At 73.7% G+C, this 19,855-nt stretch carries 3 protein-coding genes; all 3 read left to right on the plus strand.

Annotation, left to right across the window (positions count from 1 at the left end):
* Positions 1 to 96 precede the first annotated feature (96 nt).
* The 3 genes from ACIBO2_RS03695 to ACIBO2_RS03705 are packed head-to-tail and all read left to right on the plus strand — an operon-like array spanning position 97 to position 19,840.
* A complete protein-coding gene (locus ACIBO2_RS03695; protein WP_397295185.1) occupies positions 97 to 8,754 on the plus strand; it encodes an SDR family NAD(P)-dependent oxidoreductase in 8,658 nt (2,885 codons plus the stop codon).
* A complete protein-coding gene (locus ACIBO2_RS03700; RefSeq protein ID WP_397295187.1) occupies positions 8,744 to 14,278 on the plus strand; it encodes a type I polyketide synthase in 5,535 nt (1,844 codons plus the stop codon). Before ACIBO2_RS03695 ends, ACIBO2_RS03700 begins: the two co-directional genes overlap by 11 nt.
* A gap of 27 nt (positions 14,279 to 14,305) precedes the next feature.
* Positions 14,306 to 19,840: an SDR family NAD(P)-dependent oxidoreductase gene (locus ACIBO2_RS03705; RefSeq protein WP_397295189.1), complete on the plus strand. Its 5,535-nt coding sequence runs from the start codon at positions 14,306 to 14,308 to the stop codon at positions 19,838 to 19,840.
* The last annotated feature ends 15 nt before the right edge of the window (positions 19,841 to 19,855 follow it).

Raw genomic sequence — 19,855 nt, forward strand, 5'->3', positions numbered from 1 at the left:
ATGGTTGGTGAGTCGATTCAGCCAAACGGCATGACGGCCGGGGACACCGGCCGGTCGCGGACCGGTCGTGTTTCGTCCGCCGTGGAGCCTGTCGCCGTGGTCGGTGTTTCCTGCCGGCTTCCTCAGGCCGCCGATCCCGGACGGTTCTGGCAATTGCTGCGCGATGGCGTGGACGCCGTGACGGCCGTGCCCGAGGGCCGGTGGCCGGACGGGTCGGACGCCTTGTACCGGCGTGGTGGCTTCCTCTCCGACGTGGACCGCTTCGACGCCGCCTTCTTCGGGATCTCGCCGAACGAGGCCGCCGCCATGGACCCCCAGCAGCGCCTCGTGCTGGAGCTAGCCTGGGAGGCGCTGGAGAGCGCGCGCGTGGTGCCGTCCCGGCTGAGCGGGAGCGGCGCCGGGGTGTTCCTGGGGGCGATCTCCAACGACTACGCCGCGCTGCAGGACCGGGTGGGGGCCGATGGCCTCGGGCGACACGCCTACACCGGGGCGAACCGCGCGATCATCGCCAACCGCGTCTCCTACTTCCTCGGTCTGCGGGGGCCCAGCCTGACGCTCGACGCCGGGCAGTCCTCGTCGCTGCTGGCCGTACAGATGGCCTGCGAGAGCCTGCGGCGCGGCGAGGCCGGGCTGGCACTCGCGGGCGGCGTGAACCTCAACCTGCTGGCCGAGACCACCGCCGCCATCGGCAACTTCGGCGCGCTGTCGCCGGACGGCCGCTGCTACGTCTTCGACGGCCGGGCCAACGGCTACGTACGCGGAGAGGGCGGGGCGCTCGTCGTACTCAAGCCGCTGTCCGCGGCGCTCGCCGACGGCGACCCCATCCGGTGCGTGATCCTCGGCGGCGCCGTCAACAACGACGGCGGCGGCGACGGGCTCACCGTGCCGAGCCGGCGGGCGCAGGAGGAAGTCATCCGGCTGGCCTGCGAGCGCGCCGGCGTCGAGCCGGGCGACGTCCAGTACGTCGAGCTGCACGGCACCGGCACGAAGGTCGGCGACCCGATCGAGGCCGCCGCCCTCGGCGCCGCCTACGGCCCCGACCATGCGGATGGGGAGTCGCCGCTGCTGGTCGGGTCGGTGAAGACCAACATCGGCCACCTCGAAGGCGCCGCCGGGATCGCCGGACTGGTCAAGGTCGTACTGAGCCTGGAGCAGCGCGAACTGCCGCCCAGCCTGAACTTCGAGACGGCCAACCCGGACATTCCGCTGGACGAGCTGGGGCTGGAGGTCGTACGCGACACCCGTCCCTGGCCGCGCGCCGACCGGCCGCTCGTCGCGGGCGTCAGCTCGTTCGGCATGGGCGGCACGAACTGCCACCTGGTGCTCGGGGAGGCACCGCGGAGTGAGTACGGCGTCCGGTCGGCGAGCGAGGACACGCCTTGGGTGCTGTCGGCACGCTCAGCCCGAGCCCTCAGCGCCCAGGCCGAGCGGCTGCTCGCCCACGTCGGCCCGCCGGTCGGCTCGCATGCCGACTCGCACGTCGGCCTCCATGCCGGTGCCGAGCCTGGGGTTGTGGCGCTGGCGTTGTTGCGGAGCCGGACCGTGTTCGAGCACCGGGCGGTGCTTCTGGGCGCCGACCGGCAGGCGGGGTTGGCAGCGCTGGCGGCCGGGCGACCGGACGAGTCCGTGGTCACGGGGTCGGTGGTCACCGGGTCCGTGTCTGGTGGTCGCCGGGTGTTCGTTTTTCCGGGGCAGGGGTCGCAGTGGCCGGAAATGGCTCGTGACCTGCTCGCCGGTTCGCCGGTGTTCGCCGCGCATGCCGAAGCGTGCGCGGGAGCGCTCGAACCGTTCGTCGACTACGCGCTGCTCGACGTGCTGCGCGGAACACCGGGCGCGCCCGGTCTCGACCGGGTCGACGTGGTGCAACCCGCGCTGTGGGCCGTCATGGTGTCGCTCGCCGGCCTGTGGCGCTCGTACGGCGTCGAACCCGAGATGGTGATCGGCCACTCGCAGGGCGAGATCGCGGCCGCCACCGTCGTCGGCGCGCTGTCCATGCCCGACGCGGCCAGGGTCGTGGCCCTGCGCAGCCGTGCCATCGCCGGGATCGCCGGACGCGGCGGGATGATGTCGATCGCCGCCCCCTTGGACGTGGTCGAGTCGGCGATCCGCTCGCTGACGGGGGACGTGTCCATCGCCGCCTACAACGGGCCGAGGTCCGTGGTCGTCTCCGGGCGGCTTGAGGCGCTCGACGACCTGGGGCGGCGGCTCACCGACGACGGCTACCGCACCAGGATCATCCCGGTCGACTACGCCTCACACTCGGCCGAGGTCGAGGAGATCCGCGACGAGGTGCTGGCGGCGCTGGCACCCGTACGACCGGTGAGCGCCGGGACCCTGTTCATCTCGACGCTCACCGGCGAGCCGATCGACACGGCCGAACTCGACGCCGGCTACTGGTATCGCAGTCTCCGGCAGCCGGTCAGGTTCGCGCAGGCGACCCGGCGGGCGCTCGACCACCAGGGCGGCCTGTTCGTGGAGTGCAGCCCGCATCCGGTGCTGGGGGCCGGGATCGAGGAGACGGCCGAGGAAACGGACCGTGAGGCCGCGGTCATCGGGACGCTGCGGCGGGGTGAGGGCGGGCTGACGCGGTTCCGGCGCTCGCTCGCCGAGGCGTACACGCGAGGGGCCGAGGTCGACTGGACCGGACCCGAATCGGTGGCGGGGGCGGAGCTGGTAGCGCTGCCGACGTACGCGTTCCAGCGCGAACGCCACTGGCCGTCGTTCCCCGCCGCCCGGCGCTCGACGGCGCAGACGGTCCCCGCAGACGGCGGGGTTGGCGGGGGTGCCGCTGCGGTCGGCGGCGCCAGCGGCCATGAACCAGCTGCGGTTGGCGGCGCTAACGGTCACGGCCCTGGGTCGGTGGGTGGCGGGCTTTCGCGGCGTGAGGTGCGTGAGCTGGTGCTGACCCTCCTGGCCGGGCTGCTCGGGTACGAGGACGCGGCCGGTGTGGAGCCGGGCAGGACGTTCAAGGACCTCGGGCTCGAATCGGCCACGGCGGAGGACCTCAGGCACCGGCTGCGGAACGCGACCGGGCTCCGGCTGCCGACCAGCCTGCTGTTCGACCACCCGACCCCCGATCTGCTGATCGCCCACCTGCGGACGCTCCTCGACGACGGCGGATCCGCAGCGTCGGCCGCCGCCCACCAGAGCGACCCCGCCAATCTCATGCCTGCCGACGACCCCGACGCGATCGCCATCGTGGCCATGGGATGCCGGTACCCCGGTGGAGCCGACTCGCCCGAGGAGCTGTGGCGGCTCGTCAGCACCGGCACCGACGCGATCACCGAGTTCCCCGTCAACCGAGGCTGGGACCTGGACGCGTTGTTCGCGGCCGGGTCCGACCGGTCGGGCACCAGCGACACCAGGTACGGCGGTTTCCTGCACGACGCCGACCGGTTCGACGCCGCGTTCTTCGGCATCAGCCCGCGTGAGGCCACCGCCATGGACCCCCAGCAGCGGCTGCTCATGGAGGTCAGCTGGGAGGCCGTTGAGCGGGCCGGGCTCGACCCGGCGGGGCTGCGCGGGTCGGCCACCGGTGTGTTCGTGGGCGCCATGGCCTCCGACTATGGTCCCCGGCTGCACCAGGCCACCGGGACGGTCGATGGGCACCTGCTGACGGGCACCGCGCTCAGTGTCGCGTCCGGGCGGATCGCGTACGCGCTGGGCCTGCGCGGGCCCGCCATCACCGCCGACACGGCCTGCTCCTCGTCGCTGGTGGCGATCTTCCTGGCGATGCAGGCGCTGCGGCGCGGTGAGTGCTCGCTGGCCTTGGCCGGCGGTGCGACCGTGATGTCCAGCCCGGGGATCTTCGTCGAGTTCAGCCGCCAGTCGGGGCTGGCTCCCGACGGCCGGTGCAAGGCGTTCGCGGCGGGCGCGGACGGTACGGGCTGGGGCGAGGGCGCCGGGATGCTGCTGCTGGAGCGGCTGTCCGACGCGCGTCGCCTGGGACACCCGGTGCTCGCCGTGATCCGGGGCGGCGCGGTGAACCAGGACGGCGCCAGCAACGGCCTCACCGCACCGAACGGCCAGGCCCAGCAAGAGGTGATCCGGCAGGCGCTGGCCGACGCCGGGCTCGCCGCCGCCGAGGTGGACGCTGTGGAGGCGCACGGCACCGGCACCCGGCTCGGCGACCCGATCGAGGCCGAGTCGATCATCGCCGCGTACGGCGCGGACCGCGACCCCGGACGGCCCGTCTGGCTGGGCTCCCTCAAGTCGAACATCGGCCACACGCAGGCCGCGGCCGGAGTCGGCGGCGTCATCAAGATGGTGATGGCGATGCGGCACGGGACGCTGCCGCGCACGCTGCACGCCGACGAGGCCACCCCGCACGTGGACTGGACCGGTGGCGCGGTACGCCTCCTCACCGAGCCCGTCGAACTGCCCGACGACCGGCCGACCCGGGCCGCGGTCTCCAGCTTCGGAATCAGCGGCACGAACGCCCACCTGATCCTGGAGCAGGCCCCCAAGACGGGGTACGCGGTCCCCGAGACGGCGCATGCGGCCCCCGAAACCGGGCATGCGGCCCCCGAAACCGGGCGTGCGACCCCCGAGACGGCATACGCGGCCCCTGAGACGGCTCGCGCGCAAGCCGAGACGGCTGAGGCGCCGCTGGTGTGGGCGTTGTCCGCGAAATCGGCCGCCGCGCTCAAAGCGCACGCCGCGCGCCTGCGCGACTACGCCACCGACGCTCCCCAAGACGACCTGGCCGCCGCCGGACACCTGCTGGCCCGCCGGGCCTGGTTCGCGCACCGCGCGGTGGTGGTGGCCGCGGACCGGGACGAGCTGGTGGCGGCCCTGGCGGCGTTGGCCGCGAGTGAGTCGCACGCGGCGGTGACCAGCGGCACGGCGCTGCCGGACGTCCGGCCGGTGTTCGTCTTCCCCGGACAGGGCTCGCAGTGGACGGGCATGGCGGTCGATCTCCTGGACTCCAGTGAGGTGTTCCGCGAGTGGATGACCCGCTGCGATGCCGCGCTTGCCCCGTACACGGGCTGGTCTGTGGTGGCGGCTCTGCGTGCGGGTGAGTTGGTGGGCTCGGAGGTCATTCAGCCGGCGTTGTTCGCGGTGATGGTGTCGCTGGCGGAGGTGTGGCGGTCGCTGGGTGTGGATCCGGCGGCGGTGGTGGGGCACTCGCAGGGGGAGATCGCGGCGGCCTGTGTCGCCGGGGCGCTGACGCTCGACGACGCGGCGAAGGTGGTCGTGCTCCGCAGCCAGGCGCTCGTCAAGCTGGGCGGCACCGGCGGCATGCTCGCCGTCGCGCTGCCCGCCGATGAGGTCCGGTTGGAGCCGTGGGCGGACCGCCTGTGGGTGGCCGTGCGGAGCGGGCCGGCCAGCACGGTGGTCGCCGGGGACCTGGACGCGCTGGACGAGTTCGCGGCGGCGTGCGGTGAGACGGTTCGCGTGCGGAAGATCGGCATCGACTACGCCTCGCACACCCCGCACGTCGAGGTGCTGCGCGACGAACTGCTCGCCAGCCTGGCCGAGGTCGCGCCGCGGCCGACCGACGTGGCCTTCTGCTCGTCCATGGCCGCCGACTTCGTCGAGCCGACCGGGCTGGACGCCGACTACTGGTTCCGCAGTCTTCGCAATCCCGTACGTTTCGAGCAGGCGATCAAGGCATTCGCCGGAGACGGTGCCCCGCTGTTCATCGAGGTCAGCCCGCATCCCGTGCTGACCGGCCACATCCAGGACACCCTGTCGGTCACGGGTGCCCCCGGAGGCGCCACCGGGACGCTCCGCCGCGACGACGGCGGCTGGCGGCGCCTGCTGCTGGCGGCGGCCCAGGCGTACGTGTCGGGCGCCGACGTGGACTGGGCGGCCGTCGATCTTGCCGCCGCCACGCGGGCCGGACTCGTACTGGACCTCCCACGCCATCACGTGGACCTGCCGACCTACCCCTTCGAGCACACCAGGTACTGGATCAACGAGAGCCCTCGGGCCGGTGGGCCGCGGCACCCGATGCTCGACGCGGTCGTGCCCGTGGCGGGTGACGACGGGTTCCTGCTCACCGGGCGGCTGTCGCGCGGCGCGCTGCCGTGGCTGGCCGACCACGCCGTGGACGGCGGCGTACTGCTGCCTGGCACCGCGTTCGTCGAGCTGGCCCTGGAGGCCGCCGCGACGGCCGGGTGCGACGAGATCGAGGACCTGACGCTGGAGGCGCCGCTGCCGCTGCCCGAGACGGGCGCGGTCCAGGTGCAGCTCGCGGTCGGCGGCGCCGACGCCGAGGGCCGCCGCGACCTCACCGTGTACGGCAGGACGGCGGACGACGACGAGGCCCGATGGACCCGCCACGCCAGCGGCACCCTGACCGCAGGCGCGGTTGGCGCCGGTGAGCGGCTCGCCGACTGGCCGCCCGTGGACGGTGTCGAGATCGACCTGGGCGACGCTTACGAGCGGCTCGCGGAGCGCGGCTACGAGTACGGCCCCGCCTTCCAAGGGCTGCGCGCGGCCTGGCGCGTCGACGGCGACGCGTACGTCGAGGTGGTGCTGCCGGAGCCGGTCCGCACGGACGCGGGCCTGTTCACGCTCCACCCGGCCCTGCTGGACGCGGCGCTCCACCTGCTGGTGCTGGAGTCGGCCGAGGACAGCGGGGCGTTGCTGCTGCCGTTCGCGTGGAGCGGGGTGCGGGTGTCCGCGCTCGGCGCCGAGGTGTTGCGGGTACGGATCGCGGCCGGGGACGGCGACCGGGTCTCGCTCGACATCCATGACAGTGCGGGTGACCGCATCGCCGGGGTGGACGCGCTGACCCTGCGCCCGGTGCCGAGGCGCGGGGCCGTCACGCGCGGCCCGTCCGACGCGGCCTCGTACACGCTCGACTGGATCGACCTGGCGGTGTCCGCGATGGACCCGGCCGAGCAGCGCTGGGCCGTGGTGGGGTACGACGAGTTCGCCGACGAGATCGGCGCGGCCGTGGACGCGCCGCGTTACTACGACCTCGCGTCCCTGACCGAGATGACCGTCGGGGAGATGCCGAGCACCGTCCTGGTGCCGTACCTGCCCGAGGCCGACGCCGACGACGTGCCCTACGGCGTGCGCGACGGCATCTATCAGGCGCTCGACCTGGTGCAGGGCTGGGTGGGGGATGAGCGGTTCGCCGGCTGCCGGATGGTGTTCGTGACCAAGGGCGTCTTCCGGCCCGGGGGAGCGGATGTGGCGGGCGTGGTGGCCGGGCCGGTGTGGGGGCTGGTGCGGTCGGCGCAGGCCGAGCATCCCGGGCGGTTCGTGCTGGTGGACGTCGACGCGGCCACCGTCGACTGGGGACTGGTGGCGGCGGCGGTCGCGGCGGGCGAGTCACAGCTGGTCGCACGGGATGGGAAGGTTCTCGTCCCGCGCCTGATCCGTCGTACGGCCGACGCCCCCGAGCTGTTCGACGCCGGTACGGGCACCGTCCTGGTGACCGGTGGCACCGGCAGTCTCGGCGCCTTGGTGGCGCACCGCCTGGTGGAGCGGCACGGCGCCAAGGACCTCCTGCTGGTCTCCCGTCGCGGCCCTGAGGTGAGCGGCGATCTGGTGGCCCGGCTGGAGGCGCTCGGCGCGCGGGTCACCGTGGCGGCGTGCGACGTGTCGGACCGCGACTCGCTCGCCGGGCTCCTGTCCGGACTCCCGGCCGAGCGGCCGCTGGTGGCCGTGGTGCACGCGGCGGGCGTACTCGACGACGCCACGGTGGAAGGGCTGTCGGCGCAGCGGCTCGACTCGGTGTTCGCCCCGAAGTCCGACGCCGCCTGGTACCTGCACGAGCTGGCCCCGGAGGTCCCGCTGGTGACGTTCTCCTCCGTGGCGGGCGTGATCGGCAACTCCGGCCAGGCCAACTACGCCGCCGCCAACGTCTTCCTCGACGTGCTCGCGGCACACCGGCGCGGCCTCGGCCTGCCCTCCGTGTCGGTGGCCTGGGGCCTGTGGGAGACCGCGGACAGCGGTATGACCGGAGCGCTGTCGGCGGCCGACACGGCCAGGCTGGCCCGGTCGGGCATCGCGCCGCTGACCGTCGAGCAGGGGCTGGAGCTCTTCGACAGCGCGATCACCGCCCCGGCCGAGCTGGTCGTCGCCGCCAGGTGGGACACCGCCGGGCTGCGCGCCAGGGCCGAGGCGGGCGAGCTGCCGCCCGTACTGCGCGGCCTGGTCCGTACGGCCCGCCGGACGGCAGCCGCCGCGAACGCCACGAGCGCCTCCACACGGGCGGGAGCGGCCGGCATGGCCGAGCGCCTGGCGAAGATGGCGGAGGCCGAGGCCCGCGTCCACCTGGCGGACATGGTCCGCTCGCACGTCGCGGCCGTCCTGGCGCATGGCAGCGCGGTCAACGTGGACATGGACCGGGCCTTCAACGAGCTCGGCTTCGACTCGCTGACCGCGGTCGAGCTGCGCAACCGGCTGAACAGCGACACCGGGCTCCGGCTGCCCGCGACCCTGGTCTTCGACCACCCCACGGTCACGGCGCTGGCCGAGTACCTCTTCCGTACCCTCGCCCCCGCCGCGCCGTCGCCCGAGGACACGCTGCGCGGTGCGGTCGAGCGGGTCGAGTCGATGCTGACCAGCGCGCACGGCGACGCCGAGGCCATCCGCGGCAAGCTCGTCGCCATCGCGCAGAGCGCCGTCACCAGGTTCGGTGCCGGGCTGATGACCAGGTTCGGCGCCGGGTCCAACGGTGCCGCGGAGAAGATCGATTCCGCCTCGGACGAGGAGATCTTCGCGTTGATCGACGACCAAACAATGACGTCTCCTCTGAGGTCCTCTCTGGAAAGGCCCGACCATGGCGACTGAGGAACAGCTGCGCAATTACCTGAAGAGGGTGACCGTCGAGCTCACGGAGACTCGGCAGCGCCTCACCGGGGTGGAAGACCGTCGCCACGAGCCCATAGCGATCGTCGGGATGGGGTGCCGGTTCCCCGGCGGGGTGGCGGGGCCCGAGGACCTGTGGGAGCTGGTGGCCTCCGGTGTGGACGCGATAGGTGACCTCCCCACGGACCGGGGCTGGGACGAGAACCTCTATGACCCCGACCCGGAGGCGCTCGGCAAGTCGTACACCCGGCAAGGCGGCTTCCTGCCCGACGCCGGCGACTTCGACGCGCCGTTCTTCGGGATGAGCCCGCGCGGCGCGCTGGCCACCGACCCGCAGCACCGGTTGTTCCTGCAGACCTGCTGGGAGGCGTTCGAGCGGGCGGGGATCGACCCGGCCACGCTGCGCGGCACCCAGACCGGCGTGTACGCGGGCAACATGTACAACGACTACTCCCTGCGCTACACCGGCGGTGCCGTGCCGGAGTCGGTCGAGGGCGTCCTGATGGTCTCCAGCGCCTCCAGCGTGCTGTCCGGCCGGGTCTCGTACACCTTCGGCCTGGAGGGCCCGGCGATCTCGGTCGACACGGCCTGCTCGTCGTCGCTGGTCGCGATGCACCTGGCGGTCCAGGCGCTGCGGCGCGGCGAGTGCGCGCTGGCCCTGGCGGGCGGCGTGACCGTGATGGCCACGGCGGACCCGTTCATCGAGTTCTCGCGGCAGCGCGCGCTGTCGCCGGACGGCCGGTGCAAGTCGTTCTCCTCATCGGCGGACGGCGCCGCCTGGTCGGAGGGCGCCGGCGTGCTGGTGCTGGAGCGGCTGTCGGACGCGCGGCGCAACGGCCGCCGGATCCTCGCGCTGATCCGCGGCTCGGCCGTCAACCAGGACGGCGCCAGCAACGGCCTCACCGCCCCGAACGGCCCCTCCCAGGAACGCGTCGTCCAGCAGGCACTGGCCGACGCCCGGCTGGACACGCGGGACGTCGACGCCGTCGAGGCGCACGGCACCGGCACCCGGCTCGGCGACCCCATCGAGGCCCAGGCGCTGCTGTCCACGTACGGCCGCAACCGCGCGGCCGACCGCCCGCTCTGGCTCGGCTCGGTCAAGTCGAACATCGGCCACACCCAGGCCGCCGCCGGCGTCGCCGGTGTGATCAAGATGGTGATGGCGATGCGGCACGGCGTGCTGCCGCCCACCCTGCACGTGGACGAGCCGACCCCGCACGTCGACTGGTCGGCCGGCGGTGTGGAGCTGCTGACCGAGGCCAGGGAGTGGGTACGCGGCGAGCATCCGCGCCGGTTCGGCGTCTCGTCCTTCGGCATCAGCGGTACGAACGCGCACCTCGTCATCGAGGAGGCCGAGGAGAGCCCGCGTACGGACCAGGAGCCGCCCGTCGTCAACGGCCCGCTCGCCTGGGTGATCAGCGCCCGCGGCGGCCGGTCGCTGCGCGCGCAGGCCGCCCGGCTGCATGAGCTCGTCACCTCGGCCGACGCCCCCGAGACGGTGGATGTGGCTCGGTCGCTGGTCACCGGCAGGTCGCTGTTCGAGCACCGCGTCGTCGTGGTCGGCGAGGACCGGGACGCCTTGGCCGCCCGGCTCGGCGACTTCCTGGCCGGCCACCCGGTGGCCGAGGTGGTCGAGGGAGCCGCCAGGGAGAAGCCCAAGCTCGCCTACCTGTTCACCGGCCAGGGCGGGCAGCGGATCGGCATGGGCCGCGAGCTGGCCGCCGCGTCACCGGTCTTCGCCGAAGCGCTCGCCGAGGTGTGGGCGGAGCTCGACGAGCACCTGGACCGGCCGCTGCGCGAGATCGTGTGGGCCGAGCCCGGCACGCCCGAGGCCGACCTGCTGAACGAGACCCGCTACACCCAGCCGGCGCTGTTCGCCTTCGAGGTGGCCGCCTTCCGGCTGCTCGCGGCGCTCGGCGTGACGCCCGACCACGTCGCAGGGCACTCGGTGGGCGAATACGCGGCCGCGTACGTCGCCGGGGTCTGGTCGCCGGCCGACGCCGCCCGGCTCATCACCGCGCGCGCCCGCCTGATGCAGGAGCTGGACGCGCCGGGCGCGATGGTCGCGATCGAGGCGACCGCCGAGGAGGTGGCGCCGACGCTGGCCGGACAGGAACACCTGGTGTCCGTCGCCGCCATCAACGGACCGGCCAGCGTCGTCGTGTCCGGCGCTGAGGAGCCGTGCCTGGCGGTCGCCGAACACTGGCGCGAACTCGGCCGTCGGACCAGGCGGCTGGCGGTCAGCCACGCCTTCCACTCGCCGCTGATGGAGCCGATGCTGGCGGACTTCGCCACCGAACTGGCGGGCGTGGAGTTCCATGAGCCGCGCATCCCGTACGCCCCCAACCTTCCCGACGGCTCCTGGGCCGAGCCCGGCTACTGGGTGGAGCAGATCCGGCGGGCCGTCATGTTCCAGGCCACGATCGGCCGGCTCGAAGCGGACGGTGTGGACACCTACCTGGAGGTCGGCCCGGCCTCGGTGCTCTCGGCCATGGCGCACGAGTGCGTCACCGAGGCGGACACCCCGATCCTCGCCCTGCACGGCAAGCGGCTCGCCGAGCCGGACGCGCTGATCGGTTGCCTGGCGCGGGCGTGGGTGGCGGGGGTGGCGGTCGACTGGTCCGCGCTGTTCGGCGGCGGGGCGCGGGTGGACCTGCCGACGTACGCGTTCGACCGGGAGCGGTACTGGCTCGCCCCGCCCGCGCGCGCCGCCGACGTCTCGTCGGCCGGGTTGCGCCAGGTCGGTCACCCGCTGCTGGGGGCGGCGGTCGACGTGGCCGACGACGGGGCGATGGTGCTCACCGGGCGGCTGTCGGTGGCCGACGCGCCCTGGCTGGCCGATCACGTGATGCTCGGGGCGGCCGTGCTGCCCGGCGCCGCGCTCGTTGACCTGGTGCTGGAGGCGGGCGGACAGCTCGGGTGCGACCTGGTCGAGGAGCTGATGTTCGAGGCGCCGCTGGTGCTGCCTGAGCGGGGCGGCGTGGCGGTACAGGTCGTCGTGGGGCGGCCCGAGGGCGGCGATTCCCGGTCTGTGCGGATTTACTCGCGTCCGGCTGATGAGCCGGAGGGCGCGTGGACCTGCCACGCGTCGGGCGTGCTCGGCGCGGACACCGCCCCCGGTGCGGGTGTGCTCGCCTGGGCGACGGCCTGGCCGCCCGCGGGCGCCTCGGCGGTCGCGGTCGAGGGCGCCTATGAGCGGCTGGCCGACGCGGGCTACGACTACGGGCCCGCCTTCCAGGGCGTACGGGCGGTGTGGCGCCAGGGCGATGAGTTGTTCGCCGAGGTGGCGCTGGCCGACGACGTGGACGTGGCCGGGTTCGGCCTGCACCCCGCGCTCTTCGACGCGATGTTCCACCCGATGCTGATCGCCGACCCGAGTGACGAGCTGCGGCTGCCGTTCGAGTTCCGGGGCGTGCGGCTGCCCGCCGCCGGGGCCAGGGCGCTCCGGCTGCGCCTGTCGCGCTCCAGCCCGGCCATCGAGGCCGCCGACGCCGCGGGCCGGCCGGTCTTCTCGATGGAGTCGCTGCGGGTCCGTACGGTGCCGGCTGCGGCGCTGTCCGGTACGACCGGTAGCCGCACGGACCCCGTGCCGCACGGCGTCGACTGGACCGAGGTCACGGTCGAGCCGGTCAATGACGGCGCCCGGTGGGTCTCGACCGGGGAACCGGTGCCGGGGCTGGACGCGTACCCGGATCTCGGCGCGTTCGGTGCCGGGCAGGCCCGTGCTGGGCAGGACGGGGCCGGTGCCGGGCAGGACGGGTTCGGTGGCGGGGAGCCGGTGCCGGATGTCGTGGTCGTCTCCCTCGCGGCGGCTCCCGGAGCGCCGGTGCCCGTCGCGGTGCGTGAGCTGACCGGGCGGGTGCTCGGGCTGGTGCGGCAGTGGGTGACCGAGGAGCGGTTCGCCGGCAGCAGGCTGGTGTTCGCGACCCACAGCGTCTTCGACCCCGCCGGTGGTGGGGCCGGGAGTGTGGTGGCCGCGGCGGCTTGGGGACTGGTGCGGTCGGCGCAGGCCGAGCATCCGGACCGGTTCGTGCTGGCGGATGTGGAGGCGGGTTTCTCCGCCTGGAAGCTGGTGGCCGCCGCCGTCGCGGCGGGTGAGTCGCAGCTGGCCGTACGCGAGGGGAAGGTGCTCGTCCCGCGCCTGGCCCGCAGGGAGCCCGGCTCCGCCGCCCCGGACACGGGCCTTTCCCAGGGGACGGTGCTAGTTACCGGGGGGACGGGCGGTCTCGGTGCGCTGGTCGCGCGGCGGTTGGTGGAGCGGCACCGCGTGACGGACCTGCTGCTGGTCTCGCGGCGCGGACCCGAGGCGCCAGGGACGAGCGAGTTGGTGTCGAGCCTGACGGGCCTCGGAGCGCGGGTCGCCGTGGCCGCGTGTGACGTGTCGGATCGCGACGCTCTGGCCGTACTGCTGGCCTCGATCCCCGAGGACCGCCCGCTGACCGGCGTCGTACACACCGCGGGCGTGCTGGACGACGCGACGGTCGAGGGGCTGTCGGAGCGGAAGCTGGAGACGGTGTTCGCCCCGAAAGCGGACGCGGCGTGGCACCTGCACGAGCTGACCAGGGACGTCCCGCTGACCTCGTTCGTGCTGTTCTCGTCGCTGGCGGGTGTGCTGGGCAACGCCGGGCAGGCCAACTACGCGTCGGCGAACGTGTTCCTGGACGCCCTGGCGGCGCACCGGCGCGGGCTCGGACTGCCAGCCGTGTCCGTGGCCTGGGGGCTGTGGGACACCGGCTCGGGCATGGGCGGCACGCTCTCCGCGGCCGACACGGCCAGGCTGGCCCGCTCCGGCATCGCGCCGCTGAGTGTCGAGCAGGGGCTGGAGCTGTTCGACGGGGCGCTCGACGCGTCCGAGCCGCTGGTCGTCGCGACCAGATGGGAGGCGGCCGGGCTCCGTGCCAGGGCCGAGGCGGGCGACCTGCCGTCCATGCTGCGCGGCCTGGTCCGCGCGCCACGCAGGACGGCCGGCGCCGCATCGGGCGGGACGGGCGGAGCGGGCGGGCTGACGGAGCGGCTGGCCGGGCTGACCGAGGCCAACGCCCGGCGGCAGGTCACCGACCTGGTACGCGGGCACGTGGCCGCCGTCCTGGCGCACGGCAGCGCGGACGCCGTCGACGTGGACCGGGCCTTCAACGAGCTCGGCTTCGACTCGCTGACCGCCGTCGAGCTGCGCAACCGCCTCAACGCCGACACCGGGCTGCGGCTGCCCGCGACCCTGGTGTTCGACCACCCCACAGTCACCTCGCTGGCCGAACACCTCTACAAGACCCTCGCCCCCGCCGCGCCGTCGCCCGAGGACACGCTGCGCGGCGCGCTCGAACGCGTCGAGAGCATGCTCACAAGCGCCAACGGCGACGCCGAGGCCATCCGCGGCAAGCTCGTCACCATCCTGCAGAGCGCCCTGACCAGGCTCGGCGCCGGTCCGAACGGCGGTGACGGCGTGGTGGAGAAGATCGACTCCGCCTCCGACGAAGAGATCTTCGCACTGATCGACAACGCACTCTAGATCACCGGTACCTGCGAAAGGCGACAGATGTCGACCGAGGACAAGCTGCGCGACTACCTCAAGCGCGTGACCGTCGAACTTACCCAGACACGCCGCCGCCTCGCCGAGATCGAAGACCGTAGCCACGAGCCCATCGCGATCATCGGGATGGCCTGCCGCTACCCCGGCGGCGTGGCCGGACCCGAGGATCTGTGGGAGGTGGTGTCCTCGGGCGTGGACGCGATCGGTGAGTTCCCCGCCGACCGTGGCTGGGACCTCGACGGCCTGTACGACCCGGCCCCCGACGCGTTCGGCAAGTCGTACACGCGGCACGGCGGCTTCTTGTACGACGCCGGCGACTTCGACGCGCCGTTCTTCGGGATGAGCCCGCGCGGCGCGCTGGCCACGGACCCGCAGCACCGGTTGTTCCTGGAGGTGAGCTGGGAGGCGTTCGAGCGGGCCGGCCTCGACCCGGACACGCTGCGCGGCAGCAGGACCGGGGTCTACGCGGGGACCATGTACGAGTACTACGCCGACCGCTACCTCGGGGCCATCCCCGAGTCCGTCGAGGGTACGCTGCTCACCTCCAGCACGCCGAGCGTCCTGTCGGGCCGGGTGGCGTACACCTTCGGGCTGGAGGGCCCGGCCGTCACCCTGGACACCGCGTGCTCGTCGTCGCTGGTCACCGTGCACCTGGCGGTCCAGGCCCTGAGGCGCGGCGAATGCGCGCTGGCGCTGGCCGGTGGCGTGACGGTGATGGCGGCGCCGGACCCGTTCGTGGAGTTCTCGCGACAGCAGGCCCTGTCGCCCGACGGCCGGTGCAAGGCGTTCTCGGCCGCCGCCGATGGCGCCGCCTGGGCCGAGGGCGCGGGCGTGATCCTGCTGGAACGGCTGTCGGACGCGCAGCGCGACGGCCGCCGGATCCTCGCGGTGATCCGCGGCTCGGCCGTCAACCAGGACGGCGCCAGCAACGGCCTGACGGCGCCGAGCGGTCCGGCGCAGCGGGAGGTGTACCGGCAGGCGCTGGCCGACGCTCGCCTCGAACCCCGCGACGTGGACGCCGTGGAGGCCCACGGCACCGGCACCCGGCTCGGCGACCCGATCGAGGCCGAGTCGATCATCGCCGCCTACGGGCAGGACCGGCCGGCGGACCGCCCGCTGCGGCTCGGCTCGGTGAAGTCGAACATCGGCCACACCCAGGCCGCCGCCGGGGTCGCCGGGGTGATCAAGATGGTGAAGGCGCTGGAACACCGGACCCTGCCGGCCACCCTGCACGTGGACGAGCCGACGCCGCACGCGGACTGGTCGGCCGGGGCCGTGGAACTGTTGACGGAGGCTGTGGCCTGGCCGGTCTCGGACCGGCCGATGCGGGCCGCGGTCTCGGGGTTCGGCATCAGCGGGACCAACGCTCATGTGATCTTGGAGCAGGCGCCGGAGGTGGTGCCCGAACCCGTGACGGTGGATGGCCCGCTGGTGTGGGTGTTGTCCGCCAAGACGGAAATGTCGCTACATGCGCAGGCGGGTCGTTTGCGGACGTACGCGGCCACCGCGGCAGATGAGGATCTGGCCGTCGCGGGAGCCGTACTCGCTCGGCGGGCGCGGTTCGCGTACCGCGCGGTGGTGGTGGCCGCGGACCGGGACGAGCTGGTGGCGGGCTTGGCGGCGTTGGCGGCGGGTGAGTCGCACGCGGCGGTGAGCAGTGGTGCGGCGCCGGCTGATGTGCGGCCGGTGTTCGTGTTCCCGGGTCAGGGCTCGCAGTGGACGGGCATGGCGGTTGATCTCCTGGAGTCCAGTGAGGTGTTCCGGGAGTGGATGAGCCGGTGTGATGCCGCGCTTGCCCCGTACACGGGCTGGTCTGTGGTGGGGGCTTTGCGTGCGGGTGAGCTGTTGGGTTCGGAGGTCATTCAGCCGGCGTTGTTCGCGGTGATGGTGTCGCTGGCGGAGGTGTGGCGGTCGCTGGGTGTGGATCCGGCGGCGGTCGTGGGGCACTCGCAGGGGGAGATCGCGGCGGCCTGTGTCGCCGGGGCGCTGACACTCGACGACGCGGCCAGGATCGTGGCGCTGCGCAGCCAGACCGTGGTGCGCGGGCTGGCCGCCACAGGCGGGATGCTCGCGGTCGCGCTGCCCGCCGAAGAGGTACGGCTGGAGCCGTGGGCGGACCGCCTGTGGATAGCCGTGCACAGCGGGCCCGCCGGCACGGTCGTGGCAGGGGATGTGGACGCGCTCGACGAGTTCGCGGCGGCGTGGGGCGAGACGGTCCGGGTGCGCAGGATCGCCGTCGACTACGCCTCACACACCCCGCACGTGGAAGTGCTGCGCGAGGAGTTGCTCGCCACGCTGGCCGGGATCGCGCCGCAGGCGACGGACGTGGCCTTCTGCTCGTCCATGGCCGGCACCTTCGTCGAGCCGACCGGGCTGGACGCCGCCTACTGGTACGACAATCTGCGCAACCCCGTCCTCTTCCGCGAGTCGATTGGGGCGTTCGCGTCGTTCGGGACGCCGCTGTTCGTCGAGGTCAGCCCGCATCCCGTGCTGGGCGGCGACATCGAGGACATCTGCCATGAAGCGGGCATTACCGCTGGGGTATGCGGGTCGCTGCGTCGCGGTGCCGGTGACTGGCGCCGGTTCCTGGCCGCCCTGGCCCAGGCGTGGGTGCTCGGGGCCGAGGTCGACTGGCGGGCGGTGCTGGCCGACGTGCCGTACCGGCAGGTGGACGTGCCGACCTATGCCTTCGATCGGCGTACGTACTGGCTCAAGACCGCCGAGCGGCGTGCGCAGCAGGCGGGCGGCGCGGGGATCGGCGGCTCGCGGCATCCGCTGCTGACCGCAGTCGTCCCGGTGGCCGACGACGGGTACCTGCTCACCGGCCGGCTGTCGGCGGCCGCGCTGCCGTGGCTCGCCGACCACTCGGTCTCCGGGAGCGTGCTGCTGCCCGGGGCCGCGTTCGTCGAGCTGGCGCTGGAGGGGGCCGCGGTCGCGGGCTGTGACCTGCTGGAGGAGCTCACGCTGGAGGCGCCGCTGGTCCTGCCCGCGACGGGTGAGGTCGGGCTGCAGATCACGGTGAGCCCGTCCGACGCCGCCGGGCGGCGTGCGCTGACCGTCTTCTCCGCCTCGCCGGATGCCGAGTGGGTACGTCATGCGTCGGGCACGCTCCTCGAAACGTGCGTTTCCGCTGGAGAGTTCGGCTGGGCCACGACCTGGCCGCCCGCGGGCGGGTCGCCGGTGAACGTCGACGGCGGGTACGAGCGGCTGGCGGACTCCGGTTACGAGTACGGCCCGGCGTTCCAGGGCGTGCGAGCGGTGTGGCGGCGGGACGAGGAGCTGTTCGCGGAGGTCGTGGCGCCCGACGGGGTGGAGCTCGACGGGTACGGGATGCACCCGGCGGTGCTCGACGCGGCGTTCCACCCGTTGCTGCTCGCGGGCTCCGGTTCCGGCTCCGGGGGGCTGCGGCTGCCGTTCGTGTTCCGGGGAGTGCGGCTGGGTGTGCCGGGGGCCTCGGTGCTGCGGGTACGGCTGGCGTGGGCGGGTGACGACGCCGTGGTGGAGGCGGCCGACGTCTCGGGCCGGGCGGTGCTGTCGATCGAGTCGCTGCGGGCCAGGGCCGTACCGGTCGAGCCGTCGGCCTCGACGGGCGCGGTCCCGCAGGGGCTCGACTGGGTGCAGGTGCCCGCGGAACTCGGCGGCCCTTCATCGAAGGACGGTGGCTCGCGCTGGGTCTGGCTGGACGAGGACGACCTCTCGGCGGCATCAGACGGATCGGGCAGGTCCGGCGCGCTGGCGGCTTCGGAAGCGGACTTCGTCGCGGTGCGCTGCTCGGTTGCCGCCACGAGTGTGACCGCCGGGGCGCGGGAGCTGTTCGGCCGGGTGCTGGATCTGCTGCGGAGCTGGCCGGCCGACGCGCGGGCCCGGCTCGTGTTCGTCACCCAGGGAGTCCTGGCCACGGACCGTGTCGACGCCGCGGCCGTGGCCGCCGGGGTCGTCTGGGGCCTCGTCCGGTCGGCGCAGGCCGAACAGCCAGGGCGGTTCGCGCTGGTGGACGCGGAAGAGGGTGTCGCGGACTGGGACCTGGTGGCGGCGGCGATCGACGCCGGTGAGCCGCAGCTGGCGATACGCGACGGAGTGCCGCTGGCGCCCCGCCTGACCCGCTGCCCAGCCGCATCCTCTGCCCACGGCACGGACATGGCCGCTGGCGCGGACACAGGCCACGGCGCGGGTGTGGCCTCTCCTCAGGGCGTGAGCACGCTCCAGGGCGCGACCACGGCTTCCCCCCAGGGGGCGGGCACAACGCTGGTGACCGGCGGGACCGGTGGGCTGGGCGCTCTGGTCGCGCGGCGGCTGGTGGAGCGGCACGGGGTCCGGGACCTGCTGCTGGTCTCGCGGCGCGGGCCCGAGGCGCCGGGGGCAGGCGAGCTGGTGTCGAGCTTGGAAGAGCTTGGGGCGCGGGTCACGGTGACCGCCTGCGACGTGTCCGACCGCGACGCTCTGGCCGTACTGCTGGCCTCGATCCCCGAGGACCGGCCACTCACCAGCGTGGTGCACACCGCCGGAGTCCTGGACGACGCCACCCTGGAGGGGCTGTCGGAGCGGAAGCTGGAGGCGGTGTTCGCGCCGAAGGCGGACGCGGCCTGGCACCTGCACGAGCTGACCCGTGGCCTGCCGCTGACCTCGTTCGTGGTGTTCTCGTCGCTGGCGGGCGTGCTCGGCAATGCCGGGCAGGGCAACTACGCCGCCGCGAACGCCTTCCTCGACGTGCTGGCCGCGCACCGGCGCGGGCTCGGTTTGCCCGCGGTGTCCGTGGCCTGGGGGCTGTGGGACACCGGCTCGGACATGACCGGTGCGCTGACGGTGGCCGACACCGCCCGCCTGGCCCGCGCGGGCGTCGCGCCGCTGAGTGTGGCGGAGGGGCTGGAGCTGTTCGACGCGGCGCTCGGCGGTGACGAGGCGCTTGTCGTCGCCTCCGGCTGGGACGCTCCCGGGCTGCGGGCCAGGGCCGCGGCGGGTGACCTGCCGCCCCTGCTGCGCGGACTGGTGCGCGCGCCGCGCCGTACCGGATCCGGGCAGCACGCGGGCAACGCCGGGCTGGCGGCCCGGCTGCCCAGCCTGTCCGAGACCGACGCCCGCAGGCTGATCACCGACGTCATCCGCGCGCACGTCGCCGCCGTACTCGCGCACGACAGCGTGGACGCGGTCGACGTCGGCAGCGCGTTCAACACGCTCGGCTTCGACTCGCTGACCGCCGTCGAGCTGCGCAACCGGCTCAACGCCGATACGGGGCTGCGGCTGCCCGCGACCCTGGTCTTCGACCACCCGACCGTCACCACGCTGGCCGACTACCTGTTCAGGAAGCTCGCCCCGGCGGCCCCCTCGGCGGAGGACACGCTGCGCGGCGCGCTGGAACGCGTCGACTCGATACTCGCCCGCGCCAACGGTGACGCCGAGCGTATCCGCGGCAAGCTCATCCCGATTCTGCAGAGTGCCCTGACCAGGCTCGGAGCCGATCCCGACGGCATGAACGGCGCGGCGGAGAAGATCGACTCCGCGACCGATGAAGAGATCTTCGCGCTCATCGACAACGACTTCTGACCATGACTCTCGTTA

Source organism: Nonomuraea sp. NPDC050022 (assembly GCF_044460705.1).
Lineage (GTDB): Bacteria > Actinomycetota > Actinomycetes > Streptosporangiales > Streptosporangiaceae > Nonomuraea.

Coding starts and splice junctions, on each gene's coding strand:
- ACIBO2_RS03700 (WP_397295187.1), top strand. CDS start 8,744: ATGGCGACTGAGGAACAGCTGCGCAATTACCTGAAGAGGGTGACCGTC.
- ACIBO2_RS03705 (WP_397295189.1), top strand. CDS start 14,306: ATGTCGACCGAGGACAAGCTGCGCGACTACCTCAAGCGCGTGACCGTC.